The organism is Rhodovulum sp. ES.010, from assembly GCF_900142935.1.
Taxonomy (GTDB): Bacteria; Pseudomonadota; Alphaproteobacteria; order Rhodobacterales; family Rhodobacteraceae; genus Rhodovulum.
Map to the genome: position 1 here is coordinate 416,677 of NZ_FSRS01000001.1, position 25,812 is coordinate 442,488.

Sequence of the window (25,812 nt, forward strand, 5' to 3'; positions counted from 1 at the left end):
ACTGCCCCGAGAAGGGAGGTGCCCGGGGGCCTGTGACGCCGTCGCACGGGGCGACGGCATGGCCGAGGAGAGCCAACCATGTCGCCAAGACAAAGGAAACCTGCCGCCCGGATGGGCGACGCGGACCTGGGAGCGGTCCGCACCTTCATCGCTGAGCACGCAGACGCCTTGCTGCATGCCAGCCGCCTTCTCGGCGGCCCGCCGGCACGACGGCGGTACGGGGCGCTGATCGGCGAGATCCGGGGCGCCACCAGGCTCACACGCCGGATGCGCCAGGGTCTCGTCGATCTGCACGCGCTGCTGACCCTGCAGAATGTGGGAGATCCCGACAGGATCGAGACCGCATGTTGCGCCGAAATCGACCCGGCGGACCCGGTGGTGGAAGACATCTGCTGCCTGGCCGACGCGCTCTGGGACCTTTTGGCCGAGATCGCGCGGGGCGCCGCGCAGGACGACCCTCCCGCGGACAGTGCGCTGGCAGCCTGACCCTCTCTTTATCCAGCCCGGCCCGCCTCGGGCCGGGACCTTGACGGCCGCGCATGGGGCGCGGTCACCAGAGAGGGAATAACCCATGAAGAACGAACGGGCTCCATCGAAGACACTGGAAGAAACCGCGGCAGACGCGATCCGCCTCGGGCGCGAGGTGGCACTGCTTGCCCGGACCCTGCGCCCGGGCTCGGATGCGCGGGAGGTCGAATTCCTGGACCGCTGCCTCGCACCGCTGCGGAACGGACAGGTCTTCGACCTCCGCCACGAAGGCGGGTTCGAGGCTGCCCTCGGTCGGCTCCGCGTCCTGCGTGACAGTGAAGAGCTTGGCCGCCACCGCGAATTCGTCGGGTTCCACGATCCCGAAGGCGACTCGGTTGGCCTCGTGCAGGAGGTCGTCGAATACAGCGATCGTGGCCGCGCGCTCTCGACCCTCGTCGACCGGCTCGAAGCGTTTCTCGACACCCGGCAGGATGTGCTCGACCGGCTCGAGGCGGAACGGCTCCTCCTCGGCCGGACCTGAGGACCCGGCCGAAGCGGCGAAAACCCCTCGGGGCGGAAGGATGCTTCCGCCCCGAACCGAGATAGTCGGCCACGTGCGGAGGCCCCCACTTGTCCTGGCCCGAAGGCGGCCCCGAAGCAGCCCTGCGGTTCTCTATCCGGCGACCACATGGAGATGGCGCACATCCGCGCTCTGCGTGCCGGCGAACGGTTTCCGGATCATCGAGATGTCGATCTCGATGGCGTCGACCACGTCGCGCAGATGCTCCAGCGTGTATCCGTCGCCACCGTAATGCGTGAAGTTCACATCCGTGATCTCGTGTCCCATGAGCACCTTGCGGACTTCGCTGTCGACGCGGTTGCGGATCATCTCGACATTGAAGGTAGTGCGGAACGCATGGTAGTCGCGCCTCCGGTCGTAGACGCCGTTGTCCGTCCGATACCGCGTGAACCGCTTGGTGAAATTCTCCGAGAGCGTCTTGCGGGTCCGGCCCCGGGTCTGGTGCGGGAAGAGGCGCACCTCGCCCTGGCGGCGCCGAAGCCTGGCGAGGTCGAGAAACCCCAGCGCGATCAGGTTCCCGTGGATCGGCACCCGGCGGCGTGCGGCCGCCGATTTCAGGCTCTGGTTGGGACCCACCTTGATGTCGAGATACGCGATCCCGTGTTCCTCGACGACATCCACGGTCCGGAGCTGGAGCGCCTCCTCCTCGCGCAACCCGCCATGAAGCGAGATCAGCGGTGCCCAGAACAGCGGGTCCCCGGGATCCTCCAGTTCCTCCTGGAAGATCGGCGTGCGGAAGAATTGCGGCAGAAGCGGCGTCCACGGCACGCGGTTGTTGTCCTCTTCCAGGATCGCGCGTTCCTTGAGCTGCTTCTTCGTCCAGATCACGCCGGTCATGTGATTCTCGGCGAGGTGGCCGAGCACGACCATGTAGCGGAGCACGCGCTGGGTGTCCTGCATGTGCCGATAGGTCGTCGCCGCCGTCAGGCGCGGCCTGCGCGCCGCCCAGAGCGCGGCCTCGATATTGCCCGCGCTGCAGCCCCTGCGACGCATGTCCGCCTCGAGCCGCTCGGTCTCGACCGCCTCGCGCCGGTCGGTTTCGGCGGCGAGCTCCGCGACGCCGAGCCGTGCGAGCTCGCCCTTGCCATGGCTCTTGGGCAGGCGCTGGAGCAGGCCGAAGGCCTCCGTGAAGCTGCGCTTTCCGAGTTCGTCGAGCCAGGGATCGCCGGTGGCGTCGACCAGGAGCTTCTTGGTGGCCCGCACGTTCGGAAGCGAGTTCCGGACGTAGCTTTCGGCGAGGACCGGGTCGGCGGTTTCCTCGGCGGCACTGGCTTTCTTGCCGGCGGCGCGCGCCTCCGCGTAGAGATCGAAGGCCTCGCTAAGGCGCAGGCGCCGCCGGGCGGGCGCGGCGGCGGCCGGCGCAACGGGCGCCGGCGGGATGGCGGGGGCGGGCGCGGGTGTCATGGTCGCGGGGATGACCGGCGCCGCCGTTGCCGTTGGCAAGAGGGACGGCGCTGCCGTCGGGCACGGCTCGGGCGCGGCTGGTGCCGCGGGGGGGCCGACGGGCCGGCCATCGCAGGCCGGGCCCGGCGCCGTGGTGACCGGGGCGTCGCCGGCGTCCTGGACGGGGGAAAGGGGCGCGACCGGGGCGGTGGTGGCGTGGGGCCGGATCTCCGGGGTCGCGGGCGCGACCGGGCCCCGGGCCCCGGGGAGCTTGTCCATCCCGGCGGTGGCGGAGCGGAAGAACCGGCAGGGCGTGTCGTAGATCCCCTGCTCGCGGCGCATGCGTTCCTCGCTGAGGTCGAGCAGGACGCGGACCGCGGTCATCGCCAGCGCCTGCCAGTCGGTGTCGTCCTCGGGCAGGGGCAGCCCGAGCCGCCGGGCGACATGGCGCAGCGGGGCACGCGCCACCTCGCGGTCGCGGAGCAGGATCGCCTGGCGCAGCGTGTCCTGGAGCGCCGCCTCGCGGTCCAGCGCGAAGGCGGCGTCCTCCGGGCTTCGGCGCGGCGCCACGGCCCGGGCCTGCTCGAAGGCCTCGAGTTCGAAGCGCACCAGCGCCGTCAGAAACCGGTCCATCAATTCCGGTGCCATCGTCCGTCCCGTCCGTCGCGTCAGGTCGAAGGCGAGGTCGGTGAGGCTGTCCAGCCGCCGGGCGCTCTCCTTCGCGTCGGGCAGGATGTGAGTTCGAAGCGAGACGACGAGAAACGATTTTCCGAAAGAAGATCTCAGGCGGGTCGGGATGCGGCGCCGCCAGTAGAATCCGGTGCGGCGTTCCTCCAGATGGGGCAGGCGGGGTCGGGGGCCCGGCATGTCGCGCGTCTCCTCTTGTGCCCAGGCTGTGCCGAGCGAAGTGACGAGTCGGTGCCGAGACCCGAAAAGAGTCGCATCAAGGCGACTCCGCGCGGGAAAATCTCAAATGAAATCAAGGGCTTGGATGAATTATGGCTCCGGCGGTAGGATTCGAACCTACGACCAATTGATTAACAGTCAACTGCTCTACCACTGAGCTACGCCGGAACGTGGAGGGGCGTATAGCAAGTCGACCGGATGGCGTCCAGAGGAATTCGCAAGGAAAATCGGGGCCGCTATCAGAGCCGGTGCCAGCGTGTTTCGACGCCGATCTCGCCTTCGGGGGCAGCTTCGGATTTATCGGCCAACTCAATGAGATGGGCCAGGACGTTGCGGGTTGCAGCGGGGAGGAGCGCGCGGGGCGTTTCGGTATAGATCGCAGCTGCGATCTGGGCTGCGGTCGCTGGTCCGGCGGCCAGGGCGTCGCGTATCTGAATGGCGCGGGTGCGTCGGTGGGCGGCCAGCGCGGAAATGCGCGCAGGCCCGTCCGCGACCGGGGCGCCGTGGCCGGGGAAGAGCACACGCTCGGGTCTTTCTGCCAGGCGATCGAGTGACGCCATGAAAGCTGCGAGGTCGCCGTCCGGGGGCGAGACCATCGTTGTTGCCCAGCCCATCACGTGATCGCCGCTGAAGAGCGCATTCGCCCACGCGAAACACAGATGGTTGCCCATGTGCCCGGGTGTGTGGAGCGCGGTCACCCGCCAGTCGTCGCCCTCTACGGTCTCGCCGTCGGCCAGCCGGATGTCGGGGCCGAACTCTCGGTCAACACCCTCTCCGCCGCCGAGGCCGGCGAGTGGGGCCAAGTCGGCCCGCCGCCCCGCCGCGCTATCGCCAAAGGCCAGCACTGGGGCGCCGGTCGCCTGCGCGAGCGGCCGCGCCAATGGCGAGTGATCCCGGTGCGAATGCGTGACCAAGATGTGGCTGACCGTCTCGCCGGGGTCGAGAGCTGCGAGGATCGCGTAGAGATGGACGGGCAGGGCGGGGCCTGGGTCGATTATCGCTACGCGGCCTTTTCCCAGAATGTAAGTATTGGTGCCCTTGAAGGTCATGGGCGACGGGTTCGGCGCAAGCACTCGGCGCAGGCCCGGCTGCACCGTCATGCAGGCGCCGGGCGCGGGATCGAAGTCTGACTGGTCGGCCATCCTGGCTTCCGTCTCGGGCGCGGGGCGGCTATGGCTTTAGCATGGCCGAGAGTTGGTTCAAACGGATGTTGCCGCGGGGACTTTATGGCCGGGCCGCGTTGATCCTGCTGGTCCCGATCGTGACGTTGCAGCTTGTCGTCTCGGTCGTGTTCATCCAGCGTCATTTCGAGGATGTCACACAGCAGATGACCCGCGCCATCGTGCTGGAGCTTGCCTATCTCGTGCAGCTCGTGGAGTCGGCGCCAGATCGCGCGGCGGCCGAGGCGCGCGTTAGGGTCGTGGCCGCACCGTTGGCGTTGGGGGCGGCGCTTCCGGGTGACCCGCCCAGGGGCGAGAGCCGGCGGTTCTACGATCTTTCGGGCAAGACGGTGACCGCAACGCTGACCGCGGGGCTGCCGGCGTTCGACGGAATTGACCTCGCCACCAGCACCCGGATCGTGCGGGTCGCGCTGGACACGTCGAAGGGACCGATGGAGGTCGTCTTCGACCGAAGCCGCGTGTCGGCCTCGAACCCGCACCAATTGCTTGTTTTGATGGTGTTTACCGGAATCCTGATGACGCTGATCGCCTATGCCTTCCTGCGAAACCAGTTGCGGCCGATTGCGCGACTCGCCAAGGCAGCCGACGCGTTCGGCAAGGGGCGCGCGGTACCTTACAAGCCCACCGGCGCAACGGAGGTGCGGGCCGCTGGGCGGGCGTTTCTCGACATGCGGGCGCGGATCGAGCGCCAGATCGAACAGCGCACGATCATGCTGTCGGGTGTGAGCCATGATCTGCGCACGCCGCTCACCCGGCTCAAGCTCGAACTGTCGATGGCCGATGAGAGCCCCGAGACCGAGGCAATGCTGCGCGATCTCGCCGACATGGAGCGGATGATCGACACTTTCCTCGAATTCGCCCGCAGCGAGGCGCTGGACGATCCGGTGCCTTGCGACCCGGCCGAGGTGCTGGACCGGGTCGCCGAGCGCGGGGGCGGGCCGGAGGGAGAGGTGCGCGTGGGGGCGGTCGCCCGCGGCGAGACGGTGCTGCTGCGCCCGCTCGCGGTGGAGCGGGCGCTCCAGAATCTTGTCACCAATGCCCTGCGCCACGGCAGCGTGGTGGAGTTGGCGCTGACGGTGCGGCCGGGTCAAGTGGTCTACAGCGTCGAGGATGACGGACCCGGCATCCCCGAAAAGCGGCGCGATCAGGCGCTTCAGCCGTTTCAGCGGCTCGACGCTGCCCGTAGTCAGGAGAAGGGGGGCGGTGTGGGTCTGGGACTGGCTATCGCCTCGGATATCGCGCGTGGGCATGGAGGGGCGCTGCGGCTGGGACGAAGCGCCCGGCTGGGCGGGCTCAAGGCGGATCTGGTGCTTGCGCGCTAGATCGAAGTCGCGGCGACCGTTCGTGTCGACAGGGCGAGCGCGTTTCACCGCTTGGGGGCGTAGCGCGCCTCGTCCTCGAAATAGGCATCGAAGCCGATCCGGCGTTTTAGTTCGGCGAACTCCATAAGCGCCGCCTCGTCCGGCGTGCCGGTCTTGAACGCTTCAAGCGTGTCCGTCATCGCCTGCATCGCGGCCGCCAGCAGCGTGAGCGGGTAGGCCGCGATCTTGTAGCCCATGGCATCCAGATCTGCCGGAGCCAGGGCGGGGGTCAGGCCGCCCTCGACGATGTTGGCCATACACGGCTTGGAGAGTTCGGCAGGAACGCGGGCCATTTCGTCCGCATCTCGGGGGGCCTCGACGAACAGAATATCGGCCCCGAGTTCCGCGAAGCGGGCGGCGCGGGCGATGGCCTCGTCCAGCCCGTGTTCGTGGCGGGCGTCCGTGCGGGCGAGGATCAGGATGTCCGCCCCTTCGACCCTGGCGTCCACCGCGGCCCGTATGCGGGCGAAGGCCTCGTCGCGGTCGACCACGGCCTTGCCCGCCACATGGCCGCAGCGTTTCGGGGACACCTGATCCTCGATCATAATGGCAGCGAACCCGGCGCCGGCGAAGCCCTGCACGGTGCGTTTCACGTTCAGCGCGTTGCCGTAGCCGGTATCGCCGTCTCCGATGACCGGGATCGAGACCGCATTGCAGATGTTTCGGCCCTGGTCGACGATTTCCCCATAGGACAGGAGCCCCGTGTCCGGCAGGCCGAGCCGCGCGGCCGCCGCCGCGAAGCCCGACATGAAGGTGAGCGGGAAGCCCGCCTGGTGGATCAGTTTCGCCGAGAGCGGGTCGAAACAGCAGGGCATCGTGAGCAGGCCCGGTTTGTCGAGAAGGGTGCGGAGGGCGTCGGCAGGAGTGGTCATTGGGCCTTACAGCTTGAACGGGATAAAGAGGGCGAGGTCGGGCCAGGCGTAGAGTATAGCCACCAGCACCAGCATCAGCGCAAGGAAGGGCAGCGTGCCGCGCGAAACGTCGACGAGGCTCGACCGCGTGACCGACTGGATGACGTAGAGGTTGAGCCCGACCGGCGGGGTGATGAGGGCGCATTCGACCATGATGACCATGAAGATGCCGAACCAGATCGGATCGAACCCCATGCCCATCGCGGCGGGCAGCAGCACCGGCGTCATGATCAGGATCATCGACAGCGCCTCGAACACGAGGCCCATCAGGAGCAGGACGAGGCAGATCACGACCACCAGACCGAGCGGCGTAGCCACCGTGTCGGCGAGGAAGGCAGAAATGTCCTGCGGGATGCGGTAGAGGGTGATCGCCTTGCCGAAGACCTTGGCCCCCGCGATGATCAGCAGGATGGCGACGGTCGTGACCATCGACTCCCATACGGCCTGCCAGAGCGCGCGCACGGAGAGGCTGCGCAGGATCAACCCGGTGATGACAAGTGCCACAGCAAAGCCGATGGCGGCGGCCTCGGTGGGGGTGAAGGCGCCTGAGTAGATGCCGGCAAGAACGACGACGGCCAGGAGGATCGAGGGCAGCGCGCGCCAGGACGCGGTGATACGCTCTGCCCGGCTGGCCCGGGGTGCCGGGTCGTAGCCGCCGAGGAACCTGGCGTGGAGCACGGCATATGCGACGAACAGGGCGATGAGCGCGAGTCCCGGGCCGACTCCGGCCATGAACAGCGCGATGACGGACTCCTCGGTGACGAAACCGTAGATGATCAGCGGGATCGAGGGCGGGATCAGGATGCCGAGCGTGCCGCCCGCGGCGAGCAGTCCGTAGACGAAACGCTTGTCGTAGCCACGTGAAATCATCTCGGGCGCGGCGACGGTACCGATTGTGGCCGCGGTGGCGACGGACGAGCCCGAGATGGCGGCGAAGATACCGCAGGAGAGAATGGTGGCGACCGCCATGCCGCCCGGCCAGTGTCCGACCCAAGCCTGCACCGCGGCATAGAGGTCGCGCCCGACGCCGCCCTTCAGGAGGATGTTCGACATTAGCAGGAACAAGGGCACCGCCAGCAAAATGAACCCGTCGAGCGTGGAGAGCACCGCCTGCGGCGCCATCATGGGCGAGAAGCCGCCCAGCCAGAGCATGCCCAGCCCAAGGGCGCCGAGCGCGAAGGCGACGGGAATGCCAGCGAGCAGGAGGCCGAACAGGAGCGCGAGCAGGATCGCGATTGTCATTCCGCCATCTCCGCGTTCTTGGGCAGGGGGCCGGTGGCCGCGCGCCAGGCATTTCCCAGCGCCGACAGGGTCAGCAGCGCAAAGCCGACGGGGATTGCCGCTTCTCGCAGCCAGGCGGGCAGGTCGAGCATGGTGCCGGTCGTTCGACCGCGCACCAGGCTGTCGATGAAGATCTCGTAGCCGAACCAAAGCACGACCACACTGAATCCCGCGACGACCAGCATGGCCAGAACCTCGAGCCAGCGCCGCAACGTCCGGGGCAAGCACTGCGTGACCGCCGTTACCCGGATATGGCGCCGTGCGGAAAGCACCCAGGGCGCGGCCAGCGGGCAGGCCCAAATCAGGCAGAGCTGGCTGAGTTCGGCCGCCCAGATCGTCGGGGCCGTAAAGAAATAGCGTGCCACCACCTCGTATGTGAGCATGGCGCCGGTGGCGACCAGCAGCAGCGCGGCGAACCGCGCAGTCAGGAGTTCCACGGCGTCGAGAAGGCGCATGGGTGGGCTTTCGGAAGGTGCGGCCCGCCGTGCGGGGCGGCGGGCCGGGATCGGGTCAGAAGGACTGGGCGGCCTCGAGCATCGTCTTGCCGGTTTCGCCTGTGCGCTCCACGAAGCCGTCATAGACGGGCTGAGACACCTCACGCCAGGCTTCCATCTCGTCCGTGGTGGGTTCGTAGATGTTCATGCCGTTCTCCTCGGCTGCGGCATAGGCGCGGGCCTCGATATTCGCCATCTCGTCGCGGACGGTATCCTCTGCCAGTTTCGCAGCGTCGGCGATGATCGCGCGGTGCTCCTCGGGCAGGCCGTTCCAGAAGTCGGTGTTCACCACCACGATGAACTCGATATCGGCGTTGTTGGTCTTGGTGATCGTGTCCATCACCTCCCAGAGCGAGCGAGACTGCACCCCTGAGACCCCGGTCATGCCGACATCGACGGTGCCGCGCTGGTAGGCGAGGTATTGTTCCGAGCCCGAAATGATCGTGGGCGCGCCGCCCGCGACGTCGACGAATTCGCCGAGCGTCTTGCCGAAGACGCGGACCTTCTTGCCTTCGAGATCGGAGGGCCCTTTGATCGGCCCGCCGTCCGACAGCATGATCGCACCGCCATAGGCCTGCCACCAGAGCACGGTGGCGCCGGTTTCGGCGATGGCGTCGTCGATGGGCTGGCGCACCGGGCTGCCCGGCGCCACGGCCCTGCGCACCTTTTCTTCGGTGTCGAACAGGAAAGGCTGGTAGAAGATGTCGACGATGGGCGCATCGCCGACATAGCGGGTTAGCGAAGCAACGCCCATCTCGATCGAGCCGGAGCCCACCGCTTGGGGCACCTCGTTGTCCTTGTAGAGCTGGGCGGAGTCGTAGATTTCCACCGCGATATCGCCGTTCGAGGCGGATTCCACCTCGTCCTTGAACAGCACCAGATTCTGACCGAGATGCGATTTCAGCGGCAACTGCAAGGTGATCCTGAGCGTCGTTTCGGCCGCTTGGGCGGCGACGGCGCCGAATGCCAGGGCGGTCGCGGACGCCGCGCCGATGACTATGCGTTTCATGGGTTCCTCCTCCCGTGTGTAGTCGTTTTTCGGGAAGGATGCAGAAACCGTCGGCCGGCACAAGCGAGAAGTGCCGCCGCAGCACCCTACGACGACACCCGTTATCCCAACGCCGGCGGATCAGGCCGCGTGCGTCTTGCGCCGCAGGCCAGACTGCACAAGGGCAGCGGAGCGGACTGGTCAGGCCCCGACCGTCATTGGGAGCGGCAATACGGTGCCGGGTTCGCCGCCCGCTATCGGGTCGTGGTTGGTGAAGGGCAGGGAAACGGAGACAGTGTCATAGTCAGTGCGCCCACTGAGCGTCTTTTTCGCCGGCATGGCCTAAGAGGCCGGAAGACCCAGGGGCGGCAGCGGCCGCATGCAAAAAGGGCCGCACCCGAAAGCGCGGCCCCATCTTGTTCTACCGGCGCGCGGATCAGTGCTGCGTGGGCGTATTCTCGTCCTCGGAAGCGGACTCCTCGCCAACCGCCTCGGCGGGGGCGTTGTCTTCGGCGGCGGCGGAGCCGATATCTTCGAAGAGTTCGGCGATCTCGAACTCTGCTGCGGCCTCTTCCTCGGCGGCGAGGTCTTGGATCGACTTGCCCGAGGCCTGAAGCTCGGCCTCTTCGGACGACCGTGCCACGTTCACCTGCAAGGTGATCTCCACCTCGGGGTGCAGCGTCACCTGCACGTCATGCAGGCCGAGTTCCTTGATCGGTCCCGACAGTGCGACCTGCTTGCGGTCGATCGAGAACCCTTCCTCGGTTGCGACGTCGGCGATGTCGCGGGTGGTCACCGACCCGTAAAGCGCCCCCGAATCGGACGCGGTGCGAATCACGACGAACTGTTTGCCATCGAGGCTTTTGGCGAGTTTCTCGGCCTCTTTCCGGGTTTCGAGGTTGCGCGCCTCGAGCTGCGCCTTCTCGGCCTCGAAGCGGGCGACGTTGGCCTCGTTCGCGCGAAGTGCCTTGCCTTGGGGCAGCAGGAAGTTGCGGGCGTAGCCGTCCTTGACCTGCACCACCTCGCCCATTTGGCCGAGCTTGGCGACGCGTTCCAGCAGGATAACTTGCATCGGTCTGCCTCCTTACTTCACGGCATAGGGCAGCAGCGCGAGGAAGCGCGCGCGCTTGATCGCACGGGCCAGTTCACGCTGCTTCTTGGACGACACGGCGGTGATGCGCGAGGGAACGATCTTGCCGCGCTCGGAAATGTAGCGCTGAAGCAGTTTCGTGTCCTTGTAGTCGATCTTGGGCGCGTTGTCGCCCGAGAAGGGGCAGACCTTGCGGCGGCGGAAAAACGGTTTTGCAGCCATGGTTTGGGCTCCTTAGCTCAGGCGGTTCAACGGCGGTCGCGACGGCCGTCGCGCTCGTCGCGCTTCTGCATCTGGATCGACGGGCCTTCGGGGTGGTCGTCGACCTTGACGGTCAGCACCCGCATCACGTCATCGTGCAGCCGCATCAGGCGCTCCATCTCCTGCACGGCCGGCGCGGGGGCGTCGGTGCGCATGAAGGCGTAGTGGCCCTTGCGGTTCTTGTTGATCTTGTAGGCCATCGTCTTGACGCCCCAGTACTCGCTGCCAACGAGCTTGCCGCCGTTATCCGCGAGGACGGTTCCGAAATGTTCGATGAGCCCTTCGGCCTGCGCGTTGGACAAATCCTGGCGCGCGATGAAGACATGCTCGTAAAGCGGCATGGTCTCTCCAGTTCTCTTTTCGGGTGCGCTTCAAAGGGCGGGGTCTTGTGGCACCTTCCGGCCCGCCCACGAGAGGCCGCACCGGTCACGTTCGGTCGGAAGGACCCGCGCCTTATACAGGTGTGCGCCGCGGATGCAAGCCTGCGGGGCGCCGCTGGCCAGTGAAGCCCGCGCCTCTGGTCTCTTGCAGTCTGCGCAGATAGGGTCGGTGGGACTTCTTCTCAGGACGTAATATAGTGCGGTTTCTTTCCGGACGACCCATCACCAAGCTGGGCCTGATGCCGCCCGCCGCACGGCCGGGCCGCGCGGGCGTCGCGCTGGCCCTGATCGTCCGCGACGAAGAGCGGCATATTGCGGAATGGGCGACCTTCCATCGCGATGCGGGTGTGGCGCGTGTTATCGCCTATGACAATGGCTGCACCGACGCGACGATCCCGCGACTGGCGCAGGCGCTGGGCGACCGGTTGACGGTGATCCCCTGGGACCAGAAGCTGACCGACGCGGGTAGCGGGCGGGAGATCCACAACCAGGTGCTGGCCTATGCCCATGCGATGCGCAATTTTGGCGGGCGGTTCCGGTGGATGGCGGCGATCGATGCCGACGAGTTCCTTGTGCCTAAGCGCGCCGAAAGCCTGGACGGTGCGCTGGCGCATCTGGACGATGTACCATCGGTGTCGTTGCCCTGGCACAACTTCGGCCGCAACGGGCATGAGGAGCCGCCGGAAGGAGGTGTTGTAGCGAACTATACGCGCCGCGCGGCCGACCCGATGAGCGGGGCGCGCGGGGTGACGAATTTCAAGACGGTGGTCGATGCGACGCGGGTGACGGCGGTGAAGGTCCACAGCGTCGAGATCGATGGCGCGGCCGTGACCTGGAACGACCGGGGCGAGAGGGCGACGCTGAGGGGGCGCTTCGACCGCGGCTTCTACTCCTCCGATCATCTGCAGCTGAACCACTACTACACGCGGTCGGAAGCCGAACTTGCCGCCAAGATCGCCCGCGGCTCGAACCAGCGTGTCGGTTCCGCCCGCCACGCCGCTCGGGTGCGCCGGAACGTCGCAAATATCGAGGCCGGCGAGGTCGAGGATCGGGCCGCGCCGGAGTTTCTTGCGCGGGTGCGCGACCGATCCGCACCTGCCGAATCCGGCGGCTTGTGAAGCCGGACCCGAGCCGATAGATCACGCGCACGGAATGGCGGAAGGGTGAAACGCATGCGGGCATTCGTGTTTCCGGGGCAGGGTGCGCAGACGATCGGCATGGGCAAGGCGCTGGCCGATGCCTATCCTCAGGCGCGCGCGGTTTTCGAGGAGGTCGACGAGGCGTTGGGCGAGGCCCTGTCGGTCCTGATATGGGAGGGCGAACAGGACGCACTGACGCTGACGCGCAACGCCCAGCCCGCGCTGATGGCGACGTCGATGGCCGCGATGGCAGCGCTGGGTGCTGAAGGCGTGACGGTGAGGTCCGCCGATTTCGTGGCCGGGCACTCTTTGGGCGAGTATTCGGCGCTTTGTGCGGCCGGGGCGATCAGCCTGGCCGATACCGCGCAACTTCTGCGTGCCCGTGGCGAGGCGATGCAGCGGGCCGTCGCTGTCGGCGAAGGGGCGATGGCCGCGATCCTGGGGCTTGACCTGGAGACCGTGCAGGGCGTTGCGCGCGAAGCGGCAGAGGGCCAGGTCGTCGAAGCGGCGAACGACAACGACCCCGGCCAGGTCGTGATCTCGGGCCACAAGCCGGCCGTCGAGCGGGCCGTGGCGGTGGCGCAGGAGCGCGGCGCAAAGCGGGCTGTCATGCTGCCGGTCTCGGCGCCGTTCCACTGTTCGCTGATGGAGCCGGCCGCGCGGGTCATGGCCGATCAATTGAAGGATGTCGCGATCGAGCCGCCTTTGGTCCCGGTCGTCGCCAATGTCCGCGCCCGTGGAGAGAGCGCCCCGGATGCGATCCGTGGCCTTCTGGTCGAGCAGGTGACCGGCATGGTGCGCTGGCGGGAGTCGATTGCCTGGATGGCCGGTGAAGGTGTCGCCGAGGTCTGGGAAGTGGGTGCGGGCAAGGCGCTGTCGGGCATGGTCCGACGGATCGCGCGCGAGGTGGCCACGCGCCAGGTCGGCACGCCCGAGGACGTGACGGCGGCTGTCGAAAGCATGAGTTGAAGAGGGGCGAGATGTTCGATCTGAGCGGGAAATGCGCGCTGGTGACCGGCGCGTCGGGGGGCATCGGCGGCGAGATCGCGCGTGCCCTGCATGGTCAGGGTGCGAAGGTGGCGCTGTCGGGAACTCGCGAGGCGCCGCTGGAGGCGCTGGCGGCGGATCTTGGCGAGCGGGCCCATGTGGTTCCCTGCGATCTGTCCGATCCCGAGGCGGTGGACGGCTTGCCCGCGCGCGCTGCCGAGGCGATGGGCGCGATGGACATTCTGGTGAACAACGCCGGCATCACCCGCGACACGTTGTTCATGCGGCTGAAGGACGAGGACTGGCAGGCGGTGATCGACCTGAACCTGACCGCGGCTATGCGGCTCTGCCGCGGTGCGCTCAGGGGCATGATGAAGGCCCGCTGGGGGCGCATCGTGAATATCACCTCGGTGGTGGGCCATTCCGGCAATCCGGGGCAGGCCAATTATTGCGCCGCCAAGGCGGGCCTTCTCGGCATGTCGAAATCGCTGGCGCAGGAGGTGGCGGCGCGGGGCATCACGGTGAACTGCGTCGCCCCGGGGTTCATCGAGACGGCGATGACCGGGAAACTGACCGACGAGCAGAAGGCGGGAATCTTGGGTGCGGTACCGGTAGGTGCGATGGGCACGCCGCACGACGTGGCGGCGGCCGTAGTCTACCTGGCCAGCGAGGAGGCCGGATATGTCACGGGCGCCAGCCTGCACGTGAACGGCGGAATGGCGATGATATAACGCCCGTCGCGGGGCAACCGGAGGCTGCGACGCGAAAGCGTTTGCCTTGCGGAAACGATATGCTATAGGCGGCCCGAGTTTGCCGGGGGACCCCCGCGACTGGCATCCCCCGCCCCCGCGGGATTGGAGCGGCACATCGTGGCCGACAGCAAAAACGGGCACGCTGCCTGAACAAATGTGAGGAACTGACATGAGCGACATCGCGGAGCGCGTGAAGAAGATCGTCGTCGAGCATCTCGGCGTCGAAGAGGACAAGGTGACCGACAACGCCTCGTTCATCGACGACCTGGGCGCCGACAGCCTGGACACGGTCGAACTGGTGATGGCCTTCGAGGAAGAGTTCGGCATCGAGATCCCGGACGACGCTGCCGAGACGATCCAGACCTTCGGCGATGCGGTGAAGTTCATCAAGGAAGCCGCCTGAGGCATCCTGATCGGACGGTTCGGAAGCGGCGCCCTCGGGCGCCGTTTTTTTGTTCGAACGGGCCCCCCTCAGAGTGCGTCAGCCAACGGCACGTTCGGCTGCGTATGTCCCTGCATCGGATATGCAAAGGCAGGTGCATCCCACTGGTGGCGGCGCAGCAACTGCTCGAACGTGGCCTGTTCCATGGGCGTGAAGAAGCTGATCCCGGCGAAATGGCTGTTCGACCACAGTACCCGGGCGGGCAGGGCGAGCCCCCCGACCTCGAATACGCAGCGGGTATGGTCGGCGATCTCTTCGCCGACGCGCAGTTTCGCGCCCTTGCGGCTGATATCGACGGCGACGCCGGCGTGCTGTCCACAAGTGGTGTGCAGGTCCGTCTTCATCCGGCAGGGATGGCGGATGTTTCGGCGTCGGTCGAGCAGCGTGAATAGCCCGGCACCCAGCGCGACGATGGCAGCGGCCGTGGTGGCGGCGCCGAGCGCCGCACCAGTTGCCAGGAGCGCGTCGCGCACGGAGTCTTGCCGCGCGTCCTCCGGCAGCTCCGACTCCGTTTCCGCCTTGGGCGGGCGCGCGGTCCAGTCGGGGTCGGCCTCGCAGGCGAGCTCGCCGATGAAGGCGCCCATGCGTATGGCGTCGGGGTGGCGCGGGTCCCGCTTTGCTGCTCGGTTTGGAAGAGGCTCGCTTGCAGGATCGACGAGGTCGATAAGTCGGGCCTTCAGCAGCACCAGATAAGCGGTGACGGTCGGCAAGTGCTGGTCGAGTTCGACTGCGCCCATAACTCGCGTGAGGCTTGTGGACTCAGCTTGCATCACGGCCCGGGCCAGGTCGAGGGGCGCGCGCTCCGCTTCGGGCCCGCCGGAACTGCGGTCAAGACTCTCGCCGGCCGCGTAGACCCAGGCCAGCCAGTCATGCAACGGGCAGGCATCGCTGGCCGGCGCGCTCTGTGCGAACGCTGCGGCGCCCATGAGCTGCGCCGACATCGCTATGGCCAGGCCAAAGGCGCAGCGAGGCCCCGCGCGCTGAGGCAGCGGGGTACAAGGGGAGCTGCTGTGTCGCATCACGTGCCCTCCCGCACCCGTGCGCAGTATCGCGCCGGCGGGTTAACCGAACCTTGCCAAGCGTGTCGTCCGACGCCGCGCCGTGCGGTCGGCGACTTGCCGAGGGATGGCAAAGCACTGTATCAGAGGCGCCGGACGAGGCCGATGGCAGGATCGAGGAGGGGCGGATGCGTCGAGTAGTGGTCACGGGCCTGGGGATGGTCTCCCCGCTGGCCTCGGGCGTCGAGGAAACCTGGAAGCGCCTGATCGAGGGGCAGTCCGGCGTCGGACCGATCACCCGGTTCGATCCGTCGCGCCTGGCGACGACCTATGCAGCGGAGATTCCCTTCGGTGACGGCGCGGAGGGCACGTTCAACCCCGACGACTGGATGGAGCCGAAGGAGCGCCGCAAGGTCGACGATTTCATACTCTACGCGATGGCCGCGGCCAGCCAGGCTGTCAGGGATTCGGGATGGAAGCCGCAGACCGACCGAGAGCGGGAGCGGACGGGAGTGATGATCGGCTCGGGGATCGGCGGCCTGCAGACCATCGCCGAAACGGCCGTCGTGATCCACGAAAAGGGGACGCGGCGGGTCTCGCCTTTCTTCATTCCGGGCTCCCTGATCAACCTCGCCTCCGGGCAGGTCTCGATCCGGTTCGGCTTCAAGGGGCCGAACCACGCGGTTGTTACGGCCTGTTCGACTGGCGCCCACGCGATCGGCGATGCGGCGCGGCTGATCCAGGTGGGAGATGCGGAGGTCATGGTCGCAGGGGGGACCGAAAGCCCGATCTGCGAGATCGGGATCGCGGGGTTCAACGCGTGCAAGGCGCTGTCGACCAAGCGCGGCAACGACCCGCAATCGGCCTCGCGGCCCTGGGACGCGGATCGCGACGGCTTCGTGATGGGCGAAGGCGCGGGCGTCGTAGTCCTGGAGGAGTACGAGCATGCCAAGGCCCGCGGCGCGACCATCTATGCCGAGGTCCTGGGATACGGGCTTTCGGGCGACGCCTATCACATCACCGCGCCCTCGGAAGATGGCGAGGGCGGGTACCGCTCCATGTCCGCCGCTCTGGAGCGGGCGGGGCTGACGCCGGGCGACGTGGATTACATCAATGCGCACGGCACGTCGACTATGGCGGATACAATCGAACTTGGCGCTGTCGAGCGGCTTCTGGGCGACGCGGTGAACAGTGCAACCATGTCCTCTACCAAGTCCTCGGTCGGGCATCTTCTGGGCGCCGCGGGCGCGGTCGAGGCAATCTTCTGCATCCTCGCGCTGCGCGACCAGGTGGCGCCGCCGACGCTCAACCTCGATCACCCGCCCGAAGGCGCGCGACTCGATCTTGCGCCCAAGGTGGCGCGGAAACGTGAGATCGGGGTGGCGCTGTCCAACTCCTTCGGCTTTGGCGGCACGAACGCGACGTTGGTGATGGGCCACGGGGACCGCTGATGTGGCGATCCGTCGCCTCCAACGCCCTGACGCTGTTCATCGCGCTGTTCCTGCTGGGGGGCGGCGTGCTGATCTGGGGGCAGCGACAGTACACGGCCCCCGGCCCGCTCACCGAGGCGATCTGTCTGCGGGTGGAGCTTGGCTCGACGATGGGGCGGGTCTCGCGGCAACTGGCCAGCGAGGATGCGATCTCGAACCCGACGATATTTCGGCTCGGCGCGCAATACACCGAGAAGGCGGCCTTGCTGAAGGCGGGTAGCTTCCTTGTCCAACCCGGCGCCTCAATGGAGGAGATCGTCGATTCGGTCACCCGCGGTGGGCGCTCGACCTGCGGCACGGAACTCAATTTCCGGGTGGGCGTGGTCAGTGCCGAGGTCGAGGTGCGGGAACTCGACCCCGGGACCAGCCGTTATGTACAAGTGTTGTCCTTCGACCCGGCGGGCGACGTGCCTCCAGAATACGCAGAGTTTCGGGACCAGCCCGACCTGCGGTTTCGCGTTACCCTGGCCGAGGGGGTCACAAGTTGGCAGGTGGTGGAAGAACTGAAGGCCGCGGATTTCCTCAAGGGCGACCTGGCCGGTCTGCCCGCCGAGGGCAGCATTGCGCCGGACAGCTATGAGATTGCCGAGGGGACGGCACGCGCCGCGCTCATCGACGAGATGCAGGCGCGACAGGCGGCGATCCTCGCGGCGCTTTGGGCAGAGCGGGCCGAGGGGCTGCCGCTGGAGAGCCCGGAGGAGGCGTTGATCCTGGCGTCCATCGTCGAGAAGGAGACCGGGGTACCGCAGGAGCGTGGCCAGGTCGCCAGCGTGTTTGTCAATCGGCTTGAGGAGGGGATCCGCCTCCAGACGGACCCGACCGTGATCTATGGCCTGACCCGCGGAAAGGAACCCTTGGGCCGGGGCATACGGCAGAGCGAGTTGCGCCGCGAAACACCGTGGAACACATATGTCATCGATGGGTTGCCGCCTACCCCAATTGCGAATCCGGGCCGGGCGGCGATTGAGGCCGCGCTGAACCCGGAAGAGACCGATTACCTGTTTTTCGTGGCCGATGGCACGGGGGGGCACGCATTTGCCGAAACCCTGACCGAGCATAATGAGAACGTCGCCCGCTGGCGCCGGATCGAGGCGGAACGCCAGGAACAGGACCAGAAGTAGTTCGTTAACTATTTGTTTAGAATAAACTTATTGACTCTGCGAGCGGTCTGAGGTATACGTTCAAGCAAGCTGGAAGAAATGGGGCTGGCGGCCCGGGGACACTCCCCGAGGCCGCTTTTTTCGTGCCCTTTCCCGCGTTGGGGGCTTCAGCAATATCAAGCAAGGATGGCATGGCGACGATAACGGCCCCGGAAGCGGGCGAAGCGGCGGCTCGGGCGGTGCTTGAGGAAGCCGAGGAGCATTTCCGGCGCACGATTCGTGCGCTGTACGAAATCATCGATGAGGTCGAGGCCGGCAAGACCGAGCGCGCCCGTGCGCTTCGGGGAGCGCTGATCGATCTCGGCAAGGCGGCCCAGACCGCGTTCGACGAGAGGTTGAGAGTTGAAAAGCGTCTCAGGGAGGAAGCCGGAACCACGCGGGACTACGCCCTCGACCTCGATGCGGCCCGTGTTGAGGTCGGGAGCCGACTGGGTCGCCTGCGCACCACCCGAGGACCAGACGGCCTTTCTAAATAGCCTGGATAACGGGGCATTGCTTGCGCTGCCCTTCCTCTTCGAGTTCTGGGCGATGCCGCATCAATTACCGCCCGAGTACGACTGGCGGGCCTGGGTTGTTATGGGCGGCCGCGGCGCGGGCAAGACGCGGGCGGGGGCGGAGTGGGTCCGCTCCGAGGTCGAGGGGCCGCGCCCCCTCGACCCCGGCCGGTCGCGCCGCGTCGCGCTGGTCGGCGAGACGCTCGACCAGGTCCGTGAGGTGATGGTGTTCGGCGACAGTGGGCTCCTGGCCTGCTCGCCGCCGGACCGTCGCCCGCGCTGGGAAGCGACGCGGCACCGGCTTATCTGGCCGAACGGGGCAATCGCGCAGACCTTTTCGGCGCATGACCCGGAGAGGCTGAGGGGCCCACAGTTCGACGCGGCCTGGGCTGATGAACTGGCAAAGTGGAAGAAGGCGGAACAGACGTGGGACATGCTGCAATTCGGGCTCAGGCTCGGGCCGTCGCCGCGGCAATGCATCACGACGACGCCGCGCAACCTTGGGATTCTGAGATCGATCTTGGCCAATCCGACGACGGTGGTGACCCACGCGCAGACCGAGGCGAACCGGGCAAACCTCGCGGCCTCGTTCCTCGAGGCGGTGCGGGCGCGCTATTCCGGCACGCGGCTCGGGCGGCAGGAGCTTGACGGGATATTGCTAGAGGAGTCCGAGGGCGCGCTCTGGTCGCTCGCAACGCTGGAGGGCGCGCGGATCGACAACGCGCCGGCTTTGGACCGGATCGTGGTCGCGGTTGACCCGCCGGTTTCGGGGCATGCCGGCTCGGACGAGTGTGGACTCGTGGTCGCAGGAGCCGTGACCAAGGGGCCGCCGCAGAACTGGGGCGCGGTGGTGCTTGAGGATGCAAGCCTTTCGGGCGTGGCGCCGACGGTTTGGGCGCAGGCCGCGATCGATGCAATGGAACGTCACGGGGCCGACCGGCTGGTGGCCGAGGTTAACCAGGGCGGCGATCTCGTCGAAACGGTCATACGCCAACTCGACCCGCTGATCCCGTTCCGCGCGTTGCATGCCTCGCGGGGCAAAGCGGCGCGGGCCGAGCCGGTAGCCGCGCTGTATGAGCAGGGCCGGGTGAAACACCTTCGCGGGCTCGACGCGCTGGAGGACCAAATGTGCCGGCTGACCGCGCGGGGCTACGATGCGCCCGGCAGTCCCGACCGCGTGGACGCTTTGGTCTGGGCGATCCACGAACTGATGATCGCCCCGGCCGCGCATTGGCGGCGTCCGCGGGTGCGGAGCCTGTAAGCACACGACGGTCGCGACGCGCGCGGCCACTGAACCTCAGAAGGCCCGGCCCCGGCACATCCGGGGTCCGGGCCTTCTTGTTGGGCCCTTGGACGGGCGGCGACAGCGAAACCGGAGGAGCTTTGCCCATGAAATTCGACATCTTCCGACGTGCGGAAAAGACCGTTCCCGAGTCCAAGGCCTCGGCCTCCGGACCCGTTATCGCCTGGGCCGGCGCAGGCCGCGTGGCCTGGAGCCCGCGCGATACGGTTTCGTTGACGCGCAATGGCTTCACCGGCAACCCGGTGGGGTTCCGCGCGGTCAAGCTGATCGCCGAGGCCGCCGCCGCCCTCCCGCTCGTCTGCCAGGATGCGGCGCGCCGGTATGAAGCGCACCCGCTGCTCAACCTGGTTGCGCGGCCCAATCCCGCCCAAGGCCGGGCCGAGCTGTTCGAGGCGCTATACGGCCAGCTTGTGTTGTCGGGCAACGGGTATCTCGAGGCCGTGGGTGCGGGCGAGGACCTGCCACTTGAGTTGCACGTGCTGCGCTCCGACCGGATGCATCTGGTGCCGGGGCGCGACGGCTGGCCCGTGGCCTACGAGTACGCGGTCGGCGGCCGAAAGCACCGGTTCGACATGACCGTAGCCGCGCCGCCGATCTGCCATATCAAGAGCTTTCATCCGCAGGATGACCATTACGGCCTTTCGCCGATGCAGGCGGCGGCGACCGCGCTCGATGTGCACAACGCGGCTTCGCGCTGGTCCAAGGCACTGCTCGACAACGCGGCGCGGCCTTCGGGCGCGATCGTCTACCGGGGGACCGATGCCGGTCAGTCCCTCAGTGACGAGCAATATGCAAGACTGCAGGACGAGATGCTGGCCCATCACCAGGGCGCGGCCAATGCCGGGCGGCCGATGCTTCTGGAAGGTGGGCTTGATTGGAAGCCGATGGGGTTCTCGCCCTCGGACATGGAGTTTCAGAAGACCAAGGAAGCGGCGGCGCGCGAAATTGCGACGGCGTTCGGAGTGCCACCAATGCTCTTAGGGATCCCGGGCGACGCGACCTATGCCAACTACCAGGAAGCCAACCGGGCATTTTACCGGCTGACCGTGTTGCCGTTGGTGGCCAAGGTCGCCGGCACGGTGGCCGATTTCCTGTCGCGCCATTCCGGCGAGGCGGTCAACCTGGCGCCCGATCTCGACAAGGTGCCGGCACTCGCCGCCGAGCGGGAAGCGCAGTGGAACCGGGTCGCCGCCGCAGATTTCCTCACGGAGGATGAGAAACGCGCCCTTCTGGGCCTGCCGAAGCGGCCGGAGGGCGCATGAAACCCCCGACCGAAAGGTCGGGTTCCCGGTTTCTCTATGCGCCCTTCGAAGTTGCGAATGCTCGGATCGATGCCAACGAGCGGGTCTGGGAGGAGCGCTGGACGGCGCTCGAGTTTCGCCTGGTCCGGATCGAGACGGCGCTCGAACGGCTGGAACGACGATTGTGGCTGACCGTCTACGGGGTCGTGGCGGTGATCTTGACGGAAGGCGTGGCGTCGCTCCTGACGTCGGCGCCGTGAAAGGGGAGTTCGCATGAACGCATATGACTGGGACATCGGGCTCGAGCGCAAGTTCTGCCCGCCGGAGGCGCCGCTTGCTTTGAACGACGGCGCGACGATCGAGGGCTATGCCTCGCTCTTCGGCGCGATCGACCATGGCGGCGACATCGTGCAGGCCGGCGCCTATGCCAGTTGCCTGACGCGGATGCTGGCCGAGGGTCGGCGGGTCAAGATGCTTTGGCAGCACGATCCGGGCGAACCCATCGGAATCTGGGACGAGGTACGCGAAGACGGCAAGGGCCTGTACGTGAAGGGCCGCCTGCTGACCGACGTGGCGCGGGCCCGGGAGGCGGCCGCGCTGATCGCGGCCGGTGCGATCGACGGACTGTCGATCGGCTATCGCACCAAGCGTGCCGAGAGAGATGCAAGCGGGCGAAGGCTCCTGTCGGAGCTCGAACTCTGGGAAGTGTCGCTGGTGACCTTTCCGATGCTTGCCGATGCGCGGGTGGGCGGCAAGGCGGAAGAACCCGCCGAGGCGCTGATGCGCGACTTGGCGGAGGCCTTCGCGGGCGCCCGTCACATTCTGGCCGAGGGCTGATCGCCGAAGGCCGCGAGGACCGATCTCAAGAAGGACAGACGAGATGATCGAGACCGAGACCAAGTCCGGCGGGCACCAGGCCCCGGCGGCGGAAGTGAAACAGGCGCTGAACTCCTTTCTGGGCGATTTCCGGGAGTTCCAGGCCGATGTGAAATCGAAACTGCAACAACAGGAAGAGCGACTGACCATGCTGGACCGTAAATCGCAAATGAACGCTGCCGCGGGCCGTCCTGCGCTGTCCCGCGCCGCCGATGTCGACGCGCCGCACAAAAAGGCCTTCGCGGCCTACCTGCGCAACGGCGACGATGACGGGCTGCGGGGGCTCGAAATGGAGGGCAAGGCGCTGGGCACCTCGGTCGCGGCCGACGGCGGCTATCTCGTCGATCCCGGGACCTCGGACACGATCAAGTCGGTGCTGCAATCGACTGCCTCGATCCGGTCGATCGCGCAGGTCGTTACCGTCGAGTCCACGTCCTACGACGTGTTGGTGGACCATTCGGATATCGGGTCGGGTTGGTCCAGCGAAACCGCCACCCAAGTCGAGACCGACACGCCCCAGATCGAGCGCGTCTCGATTCCACTGCACGAGCTTTCGGCGATGCCGAAGGCCAGCCAGCGGCTTCTGGACGACTCGGCCTTCGACATCGAGGCATGGCTGGCGTCGCGCATCGCCGACAAGTTCGCCCGCGCCGAGGCGGCGGCCTTCGTGGCAGGGGACGGTGTCGACAAGCCGATGGGCTTTCTCAGCCACCCGCAGGTTGCCGAAGCTGCTTGGTCCTGGGGCAGCCTCGGCTATGTCCCGACCGGCAGCGATGGCGATTTCGACGCGGTGGCGCCGTCGGACGCCATCCTCGACCTCGTCTACTCGCTGGGCGCGGAATACCGCGCGGGCGCCAGCCTTGTCATGAATTCGCGTACCGCCGGCGCCGTGCGCAAGATGAAGGATTCCGACGGCCGGTTCCTGTGGGCGGACGGGCTGGCGGCGGGCGAACCGGCGCGTCTGCTGGGCTATCCCGTACTCATTGCCGAGGACATGCCGGACATCGCGCCCGACGCCGCGGCGATCGCCTTCGGCAACTTTCAAGCCGGTTACACCGTCGCCGAGCGTCCTGACCTGCGCGTGCTTCGCGACCCGTTCTCGGCCAAGCCGCATGTCCTGTTCTACGCCACCAAGCGCGTGGGCGGCGACGTGAGCGACTTTGCCGCGATCAAGCTGCTGAAATTCGCGGCCTCCTGAGGTCCTGACCGAGACGTCGTCCCCGGGTGATCCCGGGGGCGGCCGGGCGCGCGCCGGGAGCCGCCGGCCTGTCCAACTGTTCCCTCCGTCGGGGCGGGGCGGACCGGCGCGCGTCACCGTGATGCGCGGGGGCCTAGCGGAGAGATGACGAGATGATGCTGATCGAGCAGACGACGGTGCCTCCCGAGGCACTGCCGCTGGAGCGTTTCAAGGCGCATTTGCGCCTCGGCACGGGTTTCACCGACGACGACGCGCAGGACTCGCTCTTGCGTGCGTTTCTGAGCGCGGCAATCGCTGCGATTGAGGCGCGCACCGCCAAGGCGCTGCTTTTGCGAAGCTTCACCTGGACTCTGAGCGCCTGGCGCGACGGAGCGCGGGAGCCGTTGCCAGTGGCGCCGGTCCGCGCAATCACCGCGCTGCGTCTGGGCGACCGAAACGGCACCACCTGCGTGTGTGACCCCGCGAGTTACCGGCTGGAGCGTGATACGCATGTCCCACGGCTCGCATCGGTCGGATTGACGCTACCCACGATTCCGACGGGCGGAACGGCGGAGGTGGATTTCGACGCCGGGTTCGGTGCCGACTGGAACGGCCTGCCCGCCGATCTCGGCCAAGCCGTCTTCCTGCTTGCGGCCCATTACCATGAGAACCGCCACGAGGCCGGGTTCGGCGACGGCCAAATGCCCTTCGGTGTGCTCGCGCTGATCGAACGCTGGCGTCGGCTTCGGCTTGGCACCGGGGGCGTAGCATGAGCCGGCCGCCAAAGCTGAATCGCCGGATGGTTCTCGAGGCGCCGGAACGGGCGCCCGATGGTGCGGGCGGCTTTCGGGAAACCTGGGTGGCCCTGGGCGTGCTCTGGGCCGAGATCAAGCCTCGCACCGGCCGGGAGAGCTCGGGTCAGGAACTCACGCTCGCGCGTGTGCCCTACCGGATCGTGGTGCGAGGTGCGCCGCAGGGGGCCGAATCCCGACCCGCACCCGGCCAGAGATTTCGTGAGGGCGGGCGGCTGTTTCACATCCGCGCGGTGACCGAGGCGGACGCGCGCGGACAGTACCTGACCTGCTTTGCCGAAGAGGAGGTTCCGGCATGAGCTACGGTGCGGCGGCCGCGCTGCAGACGGCGATCTACCAGCGGCTTTCTGGCGATGCGGCGCTTGCAGCGCTGGTGGGAACCGCAATCTACGATGTGGTGCCCGCGGGCGAGTTGCCGGCCACGTATGTCAGCCTCGGCCCCGAAGAGACCCGCGATGCCTCGGACAAGACCGGGGCGGGCGCGCTTCACCACGTGACGATCTCGGTGGTGACGGCGCAGGCGGGATTCGCCCAGGCCAAGGCGGCAGCGGGCGCGATTTCCGACGCGCTGGTGGGCGCGCCGCTTTCACTTAGCCGGGGCCGGCTGGTCGGGCTGTGGTTCGACCGGGCCCGGGCCAAGCGGGTCGGCGACAAGGACGAACGCCGGATCGACCTGCGCTTCGCGGCCCGGGTTGCGGATGATTGAAAAGAACCTAACGGAGATCACGAGATGACGGCGCAGTATGGCAAGGACCTTCTGATAAAGCTCGACATGACCGGGTCCGGTCAGTTCGAGACCATCGCGGGGCTCAGGGCCACGCGGATCAGTTTCAACGCGGAGCAGGTCGATGTGACCAGCATGGAAAGCCAGGGCGGCTGGCGTGAGTTGCTTGGCGGCGCGGGCGTGAAATCCGCGCAGATATCGGGGTCTGGGGTATTCAAAGACGAACAGACCGACGCCCGCGCACGCCAGGTTTTCTTCGATGCCGAGATTCCGAACTTCCAGCTCGTGATTCCCGATTTCGGCGTGGTCGAGGGGCTCTTTCAGGTCGGCACGCTGGAGTACTCCGGCAATCACAATGGCGAGGCAACCTATGAGCTTACCCTCGCTTCCGCCGGTGTCCTCAGCTTCACGGCGTTCTGACCATGACCAATCCGCATGCAGGCGAAGTGGCGCTGGTTATCGAGGGCGAGCGCCGGGTGATGAAGCTGACGCTGGGGGCGTTGGCCGAACTCGAGGCCGCACTCGGCGCTGACACGCTGGTGGCGCTGATCGAACGTTACGAGAACGGTGAGTTCGCCACCCGTGACGTGCTTGCCCTTCTGCTGGCGGGGCTGCGCGGTGGCGGCTGGGAGGGCTCGGCGACCGATCTTGCGCAAGCCGATATCGCCGGCGGTCCGATTGCGGCGGCGCAGGCGGCTGCGCAGTTGCTCGCGCGCGCCTTTACGTTGCCGGAGACCACCCGTGACGGGCTTTGACTGGGGTACGCTCATGCAGGCCGGCATCCGGGGGCTAGGGCTGAAGCCCGCGGAATTCTGGGGCCTGACCCCGGCCGAACTGATGCTGATGCTCGGGGCCGTTGGCGGCCCGGCGCCGATGACCCGCGCGCGTATGGAAGAACTCGCGCGTGCCTTTCCCGACCGCAAAGAGGACTGA

Annotated in this window: 31 protein-coding genes and 1 tRNA gene; 21 read left to right on the top strand and 11 right to left on the bottom strand. The window is 67.3% G+C overall.

Annotated features, from left to right (window positions below; genetic code table 11):
* Nucleotides 1–111: 111 nt before the first annotated feature.
* Together BUR28_RS02080 and BUR28_RS02085 are read left to right on the top strand one after the other, a co-directional pair.
* A complete protein-coding gene (locus BUR28_RS02080; protein WP_074218607.1) occupies nt 112–486 on the top strand; it encodes a hypothetical protein in 375 nt (124 codons plus the stop codon).
* A gap of 85 nt (nt 487–571) precedes the next feature.
* Entirely contained in the window at nt 572–1,009 is a 438-nt protein-coding gene (locus tag BUR28_RS02085) for a hypothetical protein (RefSeq protein ID WP_074218608.1), read from the top strand.
* Nucleotides 1,010–1,141: 132 nt separating this feature from the next.
* On the opposite strand, the gene BUR28_RS20735 is transcribed toward BUR28_RS02085, so the two are convergent.
* From BUR28_RS20735 to BUR28_RS02100, 3 genes are all read right to left on the bottom strand, one after another.
* On the bottom strand, nt 1,142–3,298 hold the full coding sequence (locus BUR28_RS20735; RefSeq protein ID WP_074218609.1) for a site-specific integrase: 2,157 nt from the start codon (nt 3,296–3,298) through the stop codon (nt 1,142–1,144).
* 132 nt (nt 3,299–3,430) lie between these two features.
* Nucleotides 3,431–3,505, bottom strand: a tRNA-Asn gene (locus BUR28_RS02095).
* Nucleotides 3,506–3,576: 71 nt separating this feature from the next.
* The gene (locus BUR28_RS02100; protein ID WP_074218610.1) at nt 3,577–4,479 is read right to left on the bottom strand and encodes an MBL fold metallo-hydrolase; all 903 of its coding nucleotides are present in this window, start codon (nt 4,477–4,479) and stop codon (nt 3,577–3,579) included.
* A gap of 65 nt (nt 4,480–4,544) precedes the next feature.
* Between BUR28_RS02100 and BUR28_RS02105 the strand changes: the two genes are divergently transcribed.
* Entirely contained in the window at nt 4,545–5,840 is a 1,296-nt protein-coding gene (locus tag BUR28_RS02105; RefSeq protein ID WP_254813671.1) for an ATP-binding protein, read from the top strand.
* A gap of 44 nt (nt 5,841–5,884) precedes the next feature.
* Here the strand turns inward: BUR28_RS02105 and BUR28_RS02110 are convergent, their stop codons facing one another.
* The 7 genes from BUR28_RS02110 to rpsF all read right to left on the bottom strand — a co-directional run bounded on the left by BUR28_RS02110 (nt 5,885) and on the right by rpsF (nt 11,245).
* Nucleotides 5,885–6,751, bottom strand: a complete 867-nt coding sequence (locus BUR28_RS02110) for an isocitrate lyase/PEP mutase family protein (RefSeq protein WP_074218612.1) — start codon at nt 6,749–6,751, stop codon at nt 5,885–5,887.
* Between the two features lie 6 nt (nt 6,752–6,757).
* Nucleotides 6,758–8,032 carry a TRAP transporter large permease gene (locus tag BUR28_RS02115; RefSeq protein ID WP_074218613.1) on the bottom strand — a complete coding sequence of 425 codons (1,275 nt, stop codon included), beginning with the start codon at nt 8,030–8,032 and terminating at the stop codon, nt 6,758–6,760.
* A complete protein-coding gene (locus BUR28_RS02120) occupies nt 8,029–8,526 on the bottom strand; it encodes a TRAP transporter small permease (protein WP_074218614.1) in 498 nt (165 codons plus the stop codon). The genes BUR28_RS02115 and BUR28_RS02120 overlap by 4 nt, the downstream gene beginning before the upstream one ends.
* A gap of 55 nt (nt 8,527–8,581) precedes the next feature.
* On the bottom strand, nt 8,582–9,574 hold the full coding sequence (dctP, locus tag BUR28_RS02125; RefSeq protein WP_074218615.1) for a TRAP transporter substrate-binding protein: 993 nt from the start codon (nt 9,572–9,574) through the stop codon (nt 8,582–8,584).
* Between the two features lie 415 nt (nt 9,575–9,989).
* Entirely contained in the window at nt 9,990–10,625 is a 636-nt protein-coding gene (gene rplI, locus BUR28_RS02130) for a 50S ribosomal protein L9 (protein ID WP_074218616.1), read from the bottom strand.
* A gap of 12 nt (nt 10,626–10,637) precedes the next feature.
* Nucleotides 10,638–10,865 (bottom strand): 30S ribosomal protein S18, encoded by a 228-nt coding sequence (gene rpsR / locus BUR28_RS02135; RefSeq protein WP_020040241.1) that lies wholly within the window; start codon nt 10,863–10,865, stop codon nt 10,638–10,640.
* A gap of 26 nt (nt 10,866–10,891) precedes the next feature.
* Complete coding sequence (gene rpsF / locus BUR28_RS02140) at nt 10,892–11,245, bottom strand: 30S ribosomal protein S6 (RefSeq protein WP_074218617.1); 354 nt, start codon at nt 11,243–11,245, stop codon at nt 10,892–10,894.
* A gap of 236 nt (nt 11,246–11,481) precedes the next feature.
* On the opposite strand from rpsF, the gene BUR28_RS02145 reads away from it, so the two are divergent.
* The 4 genes from BUR28_RS02145 to BUR28_RS02160 all read left to right on the top strand — a co-directional run bounded on the left by BUR28_RS02145 (nt 11,482) and on the right by BUR28_RS02160 (nt 14,565).
* On the top strand, nt 11,482–12,402 hold the full coding sequence (locus BUR28_RS02145) for a glycosyltransferase family 92 protein (protein WP_254813672.1): 921 nt from the start codon (nt 11,482–11,484) through the stop codon (nt 12,400–12,402).
* Nucleotides 12,403–12,456: 54 nt separating this feature from the next.
* The gene (fabD, locus tag BUR28_RS02150) at nt 12,457–13,392 is read left to right on the top strand and encodes an ACP S-malonyltransferase (protein ID WP_074218618.1); all 936 of its coding nucleotides are present in this window, start codon (nt 12,457–12,459) and stop codon (nt 13,390–13,392) included.
* 11 nt (nt 13,393–13,403) lie between these two features.
* Entirely contained in the window at nt 13,404–14,141 is a 738-nt protein-coding gene (fabG, locus tag BUR28_RS02155) for a 3-oxoacyl-[acyl-carrier-protein] reductase (protein WP_074218619.1), read from the top strand.
* Between the two features lie 190 nt (nt 14,142–14,331).
* Nucleotides 14,332–14,565 (top strand): acyl carrier protein, encoded by a 234-nt coding sequence (locus BUR28_RS02160; protein ID WP_074218620.1) that lies wholly within the window; start codon nt 14,332–14,334, stop codon nt 14,563–14,565.
* Nucleotides 14,566–14,633: 68 nt separating this feature from the next.
* Here BUR28_RS02160 and BUR28_RS02165 read toward each other — a convergent pair whose 3' ends face one another.
* Entirely contained in the window at nt 14,634–15,545 is a 912-nt protein-coding gene (locus BUR28_RS02165; RefSeq protein ID WP_175566874.1) for a PilZ domain-containing protein, read from the bottom strand.
* Nucleotides 15,546–15,790: 245 nt separating this feature from the next.
* On the opposite strand from BUR28_RS02165, the gene fabF reads away from it, so the two are divergent.
* The 14 genes from fabF (at nt 15,791) to BUR28_RS02235 (ending at nt 25,812) form a co-directional block, all read left to right on the top strand.
* Complete coding sequence (gene fabF, locus BUR28_RS02170; protein WP_074218622.1) at nt 15,791–17,053, top strand: beta-ketoacyl-ACP synthase II; 1,263 nt, start codon at nt 15,791–15,793, stop codon at nt 17,051–17,053.
* Entirely contained in the window at nt 17,053–18,213 is a 1,161-nt protein-coding gene (mltG, locus tag BUR28_RS02175; protein WP_074218623.1) for an endolytic transglycosylase MltG, read from the top strand. The genes fabF and mltG overlap by 1 nt, the downstream gene beginning before the upstream one ends.
* A gap of 170 nt (nt 18,214–18,383) precedes the next feature.
* Nucleotides 18,384–18,728, top strand: coding sequence for a hypothetical protein (locus BUR28_RS02180; protein WP_074218624.1), 345 nt, complete (start codon nt 18,384–18,386; stop codon nt 18,726–18,728).
* On the top strand, nt 18,652–20,007 hold the full coding sequence (locus BUR28_RS02185) for a DNA-packaging protein (protein ID WP_083626371.1): 1,356 nt from the start codon (nt 18,652–18,654) through the stop codon (nt 20,005–20,007). The genes BUR28_RS02180 and BUR28_RS02185 overlap by 77 nt, the downstream gene beginning before the upstream one ends.
* Before the next feature lie 128 nt (nt 20,008–20,135).
* Nucleotides 20,136–21,311, top strand: coding sequence for a phage portal protein (locus BUR28_RS02190; protein WP_074218625.1), 1,176 nt, complete (start codon nt 20,136–20,138; stop codon nt 21,309–21,311).
* Entirely contained in the window at nt 21,308–21,550 is a 243-nt protein-coding gene (locus tag BUR28_RS02195) for a GTA head formation protein, RCAP_rcc01685 family (protein ID WP_074218626.1), read from the top strand. Before BUR28_RS02190 ends, BUR28_RS02195 begins: the two co-directional genes overlap by 4 nt.
* A gap of 13 nt (nt 21,551–21,563) precedes the next feature.
* Nucleotides 21,564–22,127 carry an HK97 family phage prohead protease gene (locus BUR28_RS02200; RefSeq protein WP_074218627.1) on the top strand — a complete coding sequence of 188 codons (564 nt, stop codon included), beginning with the start codon at nt 21,564–21,566 and terminating at the stop codon, nt 22,125–22,127.
* A gap of 43 nt (nt 22,128–22,170) precedes the next feature.
* A complete protein-coding gene (locus BUR28_RS02205; RefSeq protein WP_074218628.1) occupies nt 22,171–23,364 on the top strand; it encodes a phage major capsid protein in 1,194 nt (397 codons plus the stop codon).
* Nucleotides 23,365–23,516: 152 nt separating this feature from the next.
* Entirely contained in the window at nt 23,517–24,116 is a 600-nt protein-coding gene (locus BUR28_RS02210) for a head-tail connector protein (RefSeq protein ID WP_074218629.1), read from the top strand.
* Nucleotides 24,113–24,454 carry a head-tail adaptor protein gene (locus tag BUR28_RS02215; protein WP_074218630.1) on the top strand — a complete coding sequence of 114 codons (342 nt, stop codon included), beginning with the start codon at nt 24,113–24,115 and terminating at the stop codon, nt 24,452–24,454. Before BUR28_RS02210 ends, BUR28_RS02215 begins: the two co-directional genes overlap by 4 nt.
* Nucleotides 24,451–24,861 carry a DUF3168 domain-containing protein gene (locus BUR28_RS02220; protein WP_074218631.1) on the top strand — a complete coding sequence of 137 codons (411 nt, stop codon included), beginning with the start codon at nt 24,451–24,453 and terminating at the stop codon, nt 24,859–24,861. The genes BUR28_RS02215 and BUR28_RS02220 overlap by 4 nt, the downstream gene beginning before the upstream one ends.
* A 24-nt stretch (nt 24,862–24,885) precedes the next feature.
* Nucleotides 24,886–25,299 (top strand): phage major tail protein, TP901-1 family, encoded by a 414-nt coding sequence (locus BUR28_RS02225; RefSeq protein ID WP_074218632.1) that lies wholly within the window; start codon nt 24,886–24,888, stop codon nt 25,297–25,299.
* A gap of 2 nt (nt 25,300–25,301) precedes the next feature.
* Nucleotides 25,302–25,634: a gene transfer agent family protein gene (locus BUR28_RS02230; protein ID WP_074218633.1), complete on the top strand. Its 333-nt coding sequence runs from the start codon at nt 25,302–25,304 to the stop codon at nt 25,632–25,634.
* Nucleotides 25,621–25,812: a rcc01693 family protein gene (locus tag BUR28_RS02235; RefSeq protein ID WP_074218634.1), complete on the top strand. Its 192-nt coding sequence runs from the start codon at nt 25,621–25,623 to the stop codon at nt 25,810–25,812. The genes BUR28_RS02230 and BUR28_RS02235 overlap by 14 nt, the downstream gene beginning before the upstream one ends.

Bases quoted from the DNA above. Each gene is read 5' to 3' on its own strand.
- BUR28_RS02120 (WP_074218614.1), bottom strand. From the start codon at position 8,526: ATGCGCCTTCTCGACGCCGTGGAACTCCTGACTGCGCGGTTCGCCGCG.
- BUR28_RS02165 (WP_175566874.1), bottom strand. From the start codon at position 15,545: ATGTCGGCGCAGCTCATGGGCGCCGCAGCGTTCGCACAGAGCGCGCCG.
- fabG (WP_074218619.1), top strand. From the start codon at position 13,404: ATGTTCGATCTGAGCGGGAAATGCGCGCTGGTGACCGGCGCGTCGGGG.
- BUR28_RS02110 (WP_074218612.1), bottom strand. From the start codon at position 6,751: ATGACCACTCCTGCCGACGCCCTCCGCACCCTTCTCGACAAACCGGGC.
- BUR28_RS02185 (WP_083626371.1), top strand. From the start codon at position 18,652: ATGCGGCCCGTGTTGAGGTCGGGAGCCGACTGGGTCGCCTGCGCACCA.
- BUR28_RS02100 (WP_074218610.1), bottom strand. From the start codon at position 4,479: ATGGCCGACCAGTCAGACTTCGATCCCGCGCCCGGCGCCTGCATGACG.
- fabF (WP_074218622.1), top strand. From the start codon at position 15,791: ATGCGTCGAGTAGTGGTCACGGGCCTGGGGATGGTCTCCCCGCTGGCC.
- mltG (WP_074218623.1), top strand. From the start codon at position 17,053: ATGTGGCGATCCGTCGCCTCCAACGCCCTGACGCTGTTCATCGCGCTG.
- rpsR (WP_020040241.1), bottom strand. From the start codon at position 10,865: ATGGCTGCAAAACCGTTTTTCCGCCGCCGCAAGGTCTGCCCCTTCTCG.
- BUR28_RS02215 (WP_074218630.1), top strand. From the start codon at position 24,113: ATGAGCCGGCCGCCAAAGCTGAATCGCCGGATGGTTCTCGAGGCGCCG.
- BUR28_RS02160 (WP_074218620.1), top strand. From the start codon at position 14,332: ATGAGCGACATCGCGGAGCGCGTGAAGAAGATCGTCGTCGAGCATCTC.
- BUR28_RS02190 (WP_074218625.1), top strand. From the start codon at position 20,136: ATGAAATTCGACATCTTCCGACGTGCGGAAAAGACCGTTCCCGAGTCC.
- BUR28_RS02105 (WP_254813671.1), top strand. From the start codon at position 4,545: ATGTTGCCGCGGGGACTTTATGGCCGGGCCGCGTTGATCCTGCTGGTC.
- BUR28_RS02085 (WP_074218608.1), top strand. From the start codon at position 572: ATGAAGAACGAACGGGCTCCATCGAAGACACTGGAAGAAACCGCGGCA.
- BUR28_RS02220 (WP_074218631.1), top strand. From the start codon at position 24,451: ATGAGCTACGGTGCGGCGGCCGCGCTGCAGACGGCGATCTACCAGCGG.
- BUR28_RS02230 (WP_074218633.1), top strand. From the start codon at position 25,302: ATGACCAATCCGCATGCAGGCGAAGTGGCGCTGGTTATCGAGGGCGAG.
- BUR28_RS02115 (WP_074218613.1), bottom strand. From the start codon at position 8,032: ATGACAATCGCGATCCTGCTCGCGCTCCTGTTCGGCCTCCTGCTCGCT.
- BUR28_RS20735 (WP_074218609.1), bottom strand. From the start codon at position 3,298: ATGCCGGGCCCCCGACCCCGCCTGCCCCATCTGGAGGAACGCCGCACC.
- BUR28_RS02195 (WP_074218626.1), top strand. From the start codon at position 21,308: ATGAAACCCCCGACCGAAAGGTCGGGTTCCCGGTTTCTCTATGCGCCC.
- BUR28_RS02180 (WP_074218624.1), top strand. From the start codon at position 18,384: ATGGCGACGATAACGGCCCCGGAAGCGGGCGAAGCGGCGGCTCGGGCG.
- fabD (WP_074218618.1), top strand. From the start codon at position 12,457: ATGCGGGCATTCGTGTTTCCGGGGCAGGGTGCGCAGACGATCGGCATG.
- BUR28_RS02080 (WP_074218607.1), top strand. From the start codon at position 112: ATGGGCGACGCGGACCTGGGAGCGGTCCGCACCTTCATCGCTGAGCAC.
- rplI (WP_074218616.1), bottom strand. From the start codon at position 10,625: ATGCAAGTTATCCTGCTGGAACGCGTCGCCAAGCTCGGCCAAATGGGC.
- BUR28_RS02205 (WP_074218628.1), top strand. From the start codon at position 22,171: ATGATCGAGACCGAGACCAAGTCCGGCGGGCACCAGGCCCCGGCGGCG.
- dctP (WP_074218615.1), bottom strand. From the start codon at position 9,574: ATGAAACGCATAGTCATCGGCGCGGCGTCCGCGACCGCCCTGGCATTC.
- rpsF (WP_074218617.1), bottom strand. From the start codon at position 11,245: ATGCCGCTTTACGAGCATGTCTTCATCGCGCGCCAGGATTTGTCCAAC.
- BUR28_RS02200 (WP_074218627.1), top strand. From the start codon at position 21,564: ATGAACGCATATGACTGGGACATCGGGCTCGAGCGCAAGTTCTGCCCG.
- BUR28_RS02225 (WP_074218632.1), top strand. From the start codon at position 24,886: ATGACGGCGCAGTATGGCAAGGACCTTCTGATAAAGCTCGACATGACC.
- BUR28_RS02210 (WP_074218629.1), top strand. From the start codon at position 23,517: ATGATGCTGATCGAGCAGACGACGGTGCCTCCCGAGGCACTGCCGCTG.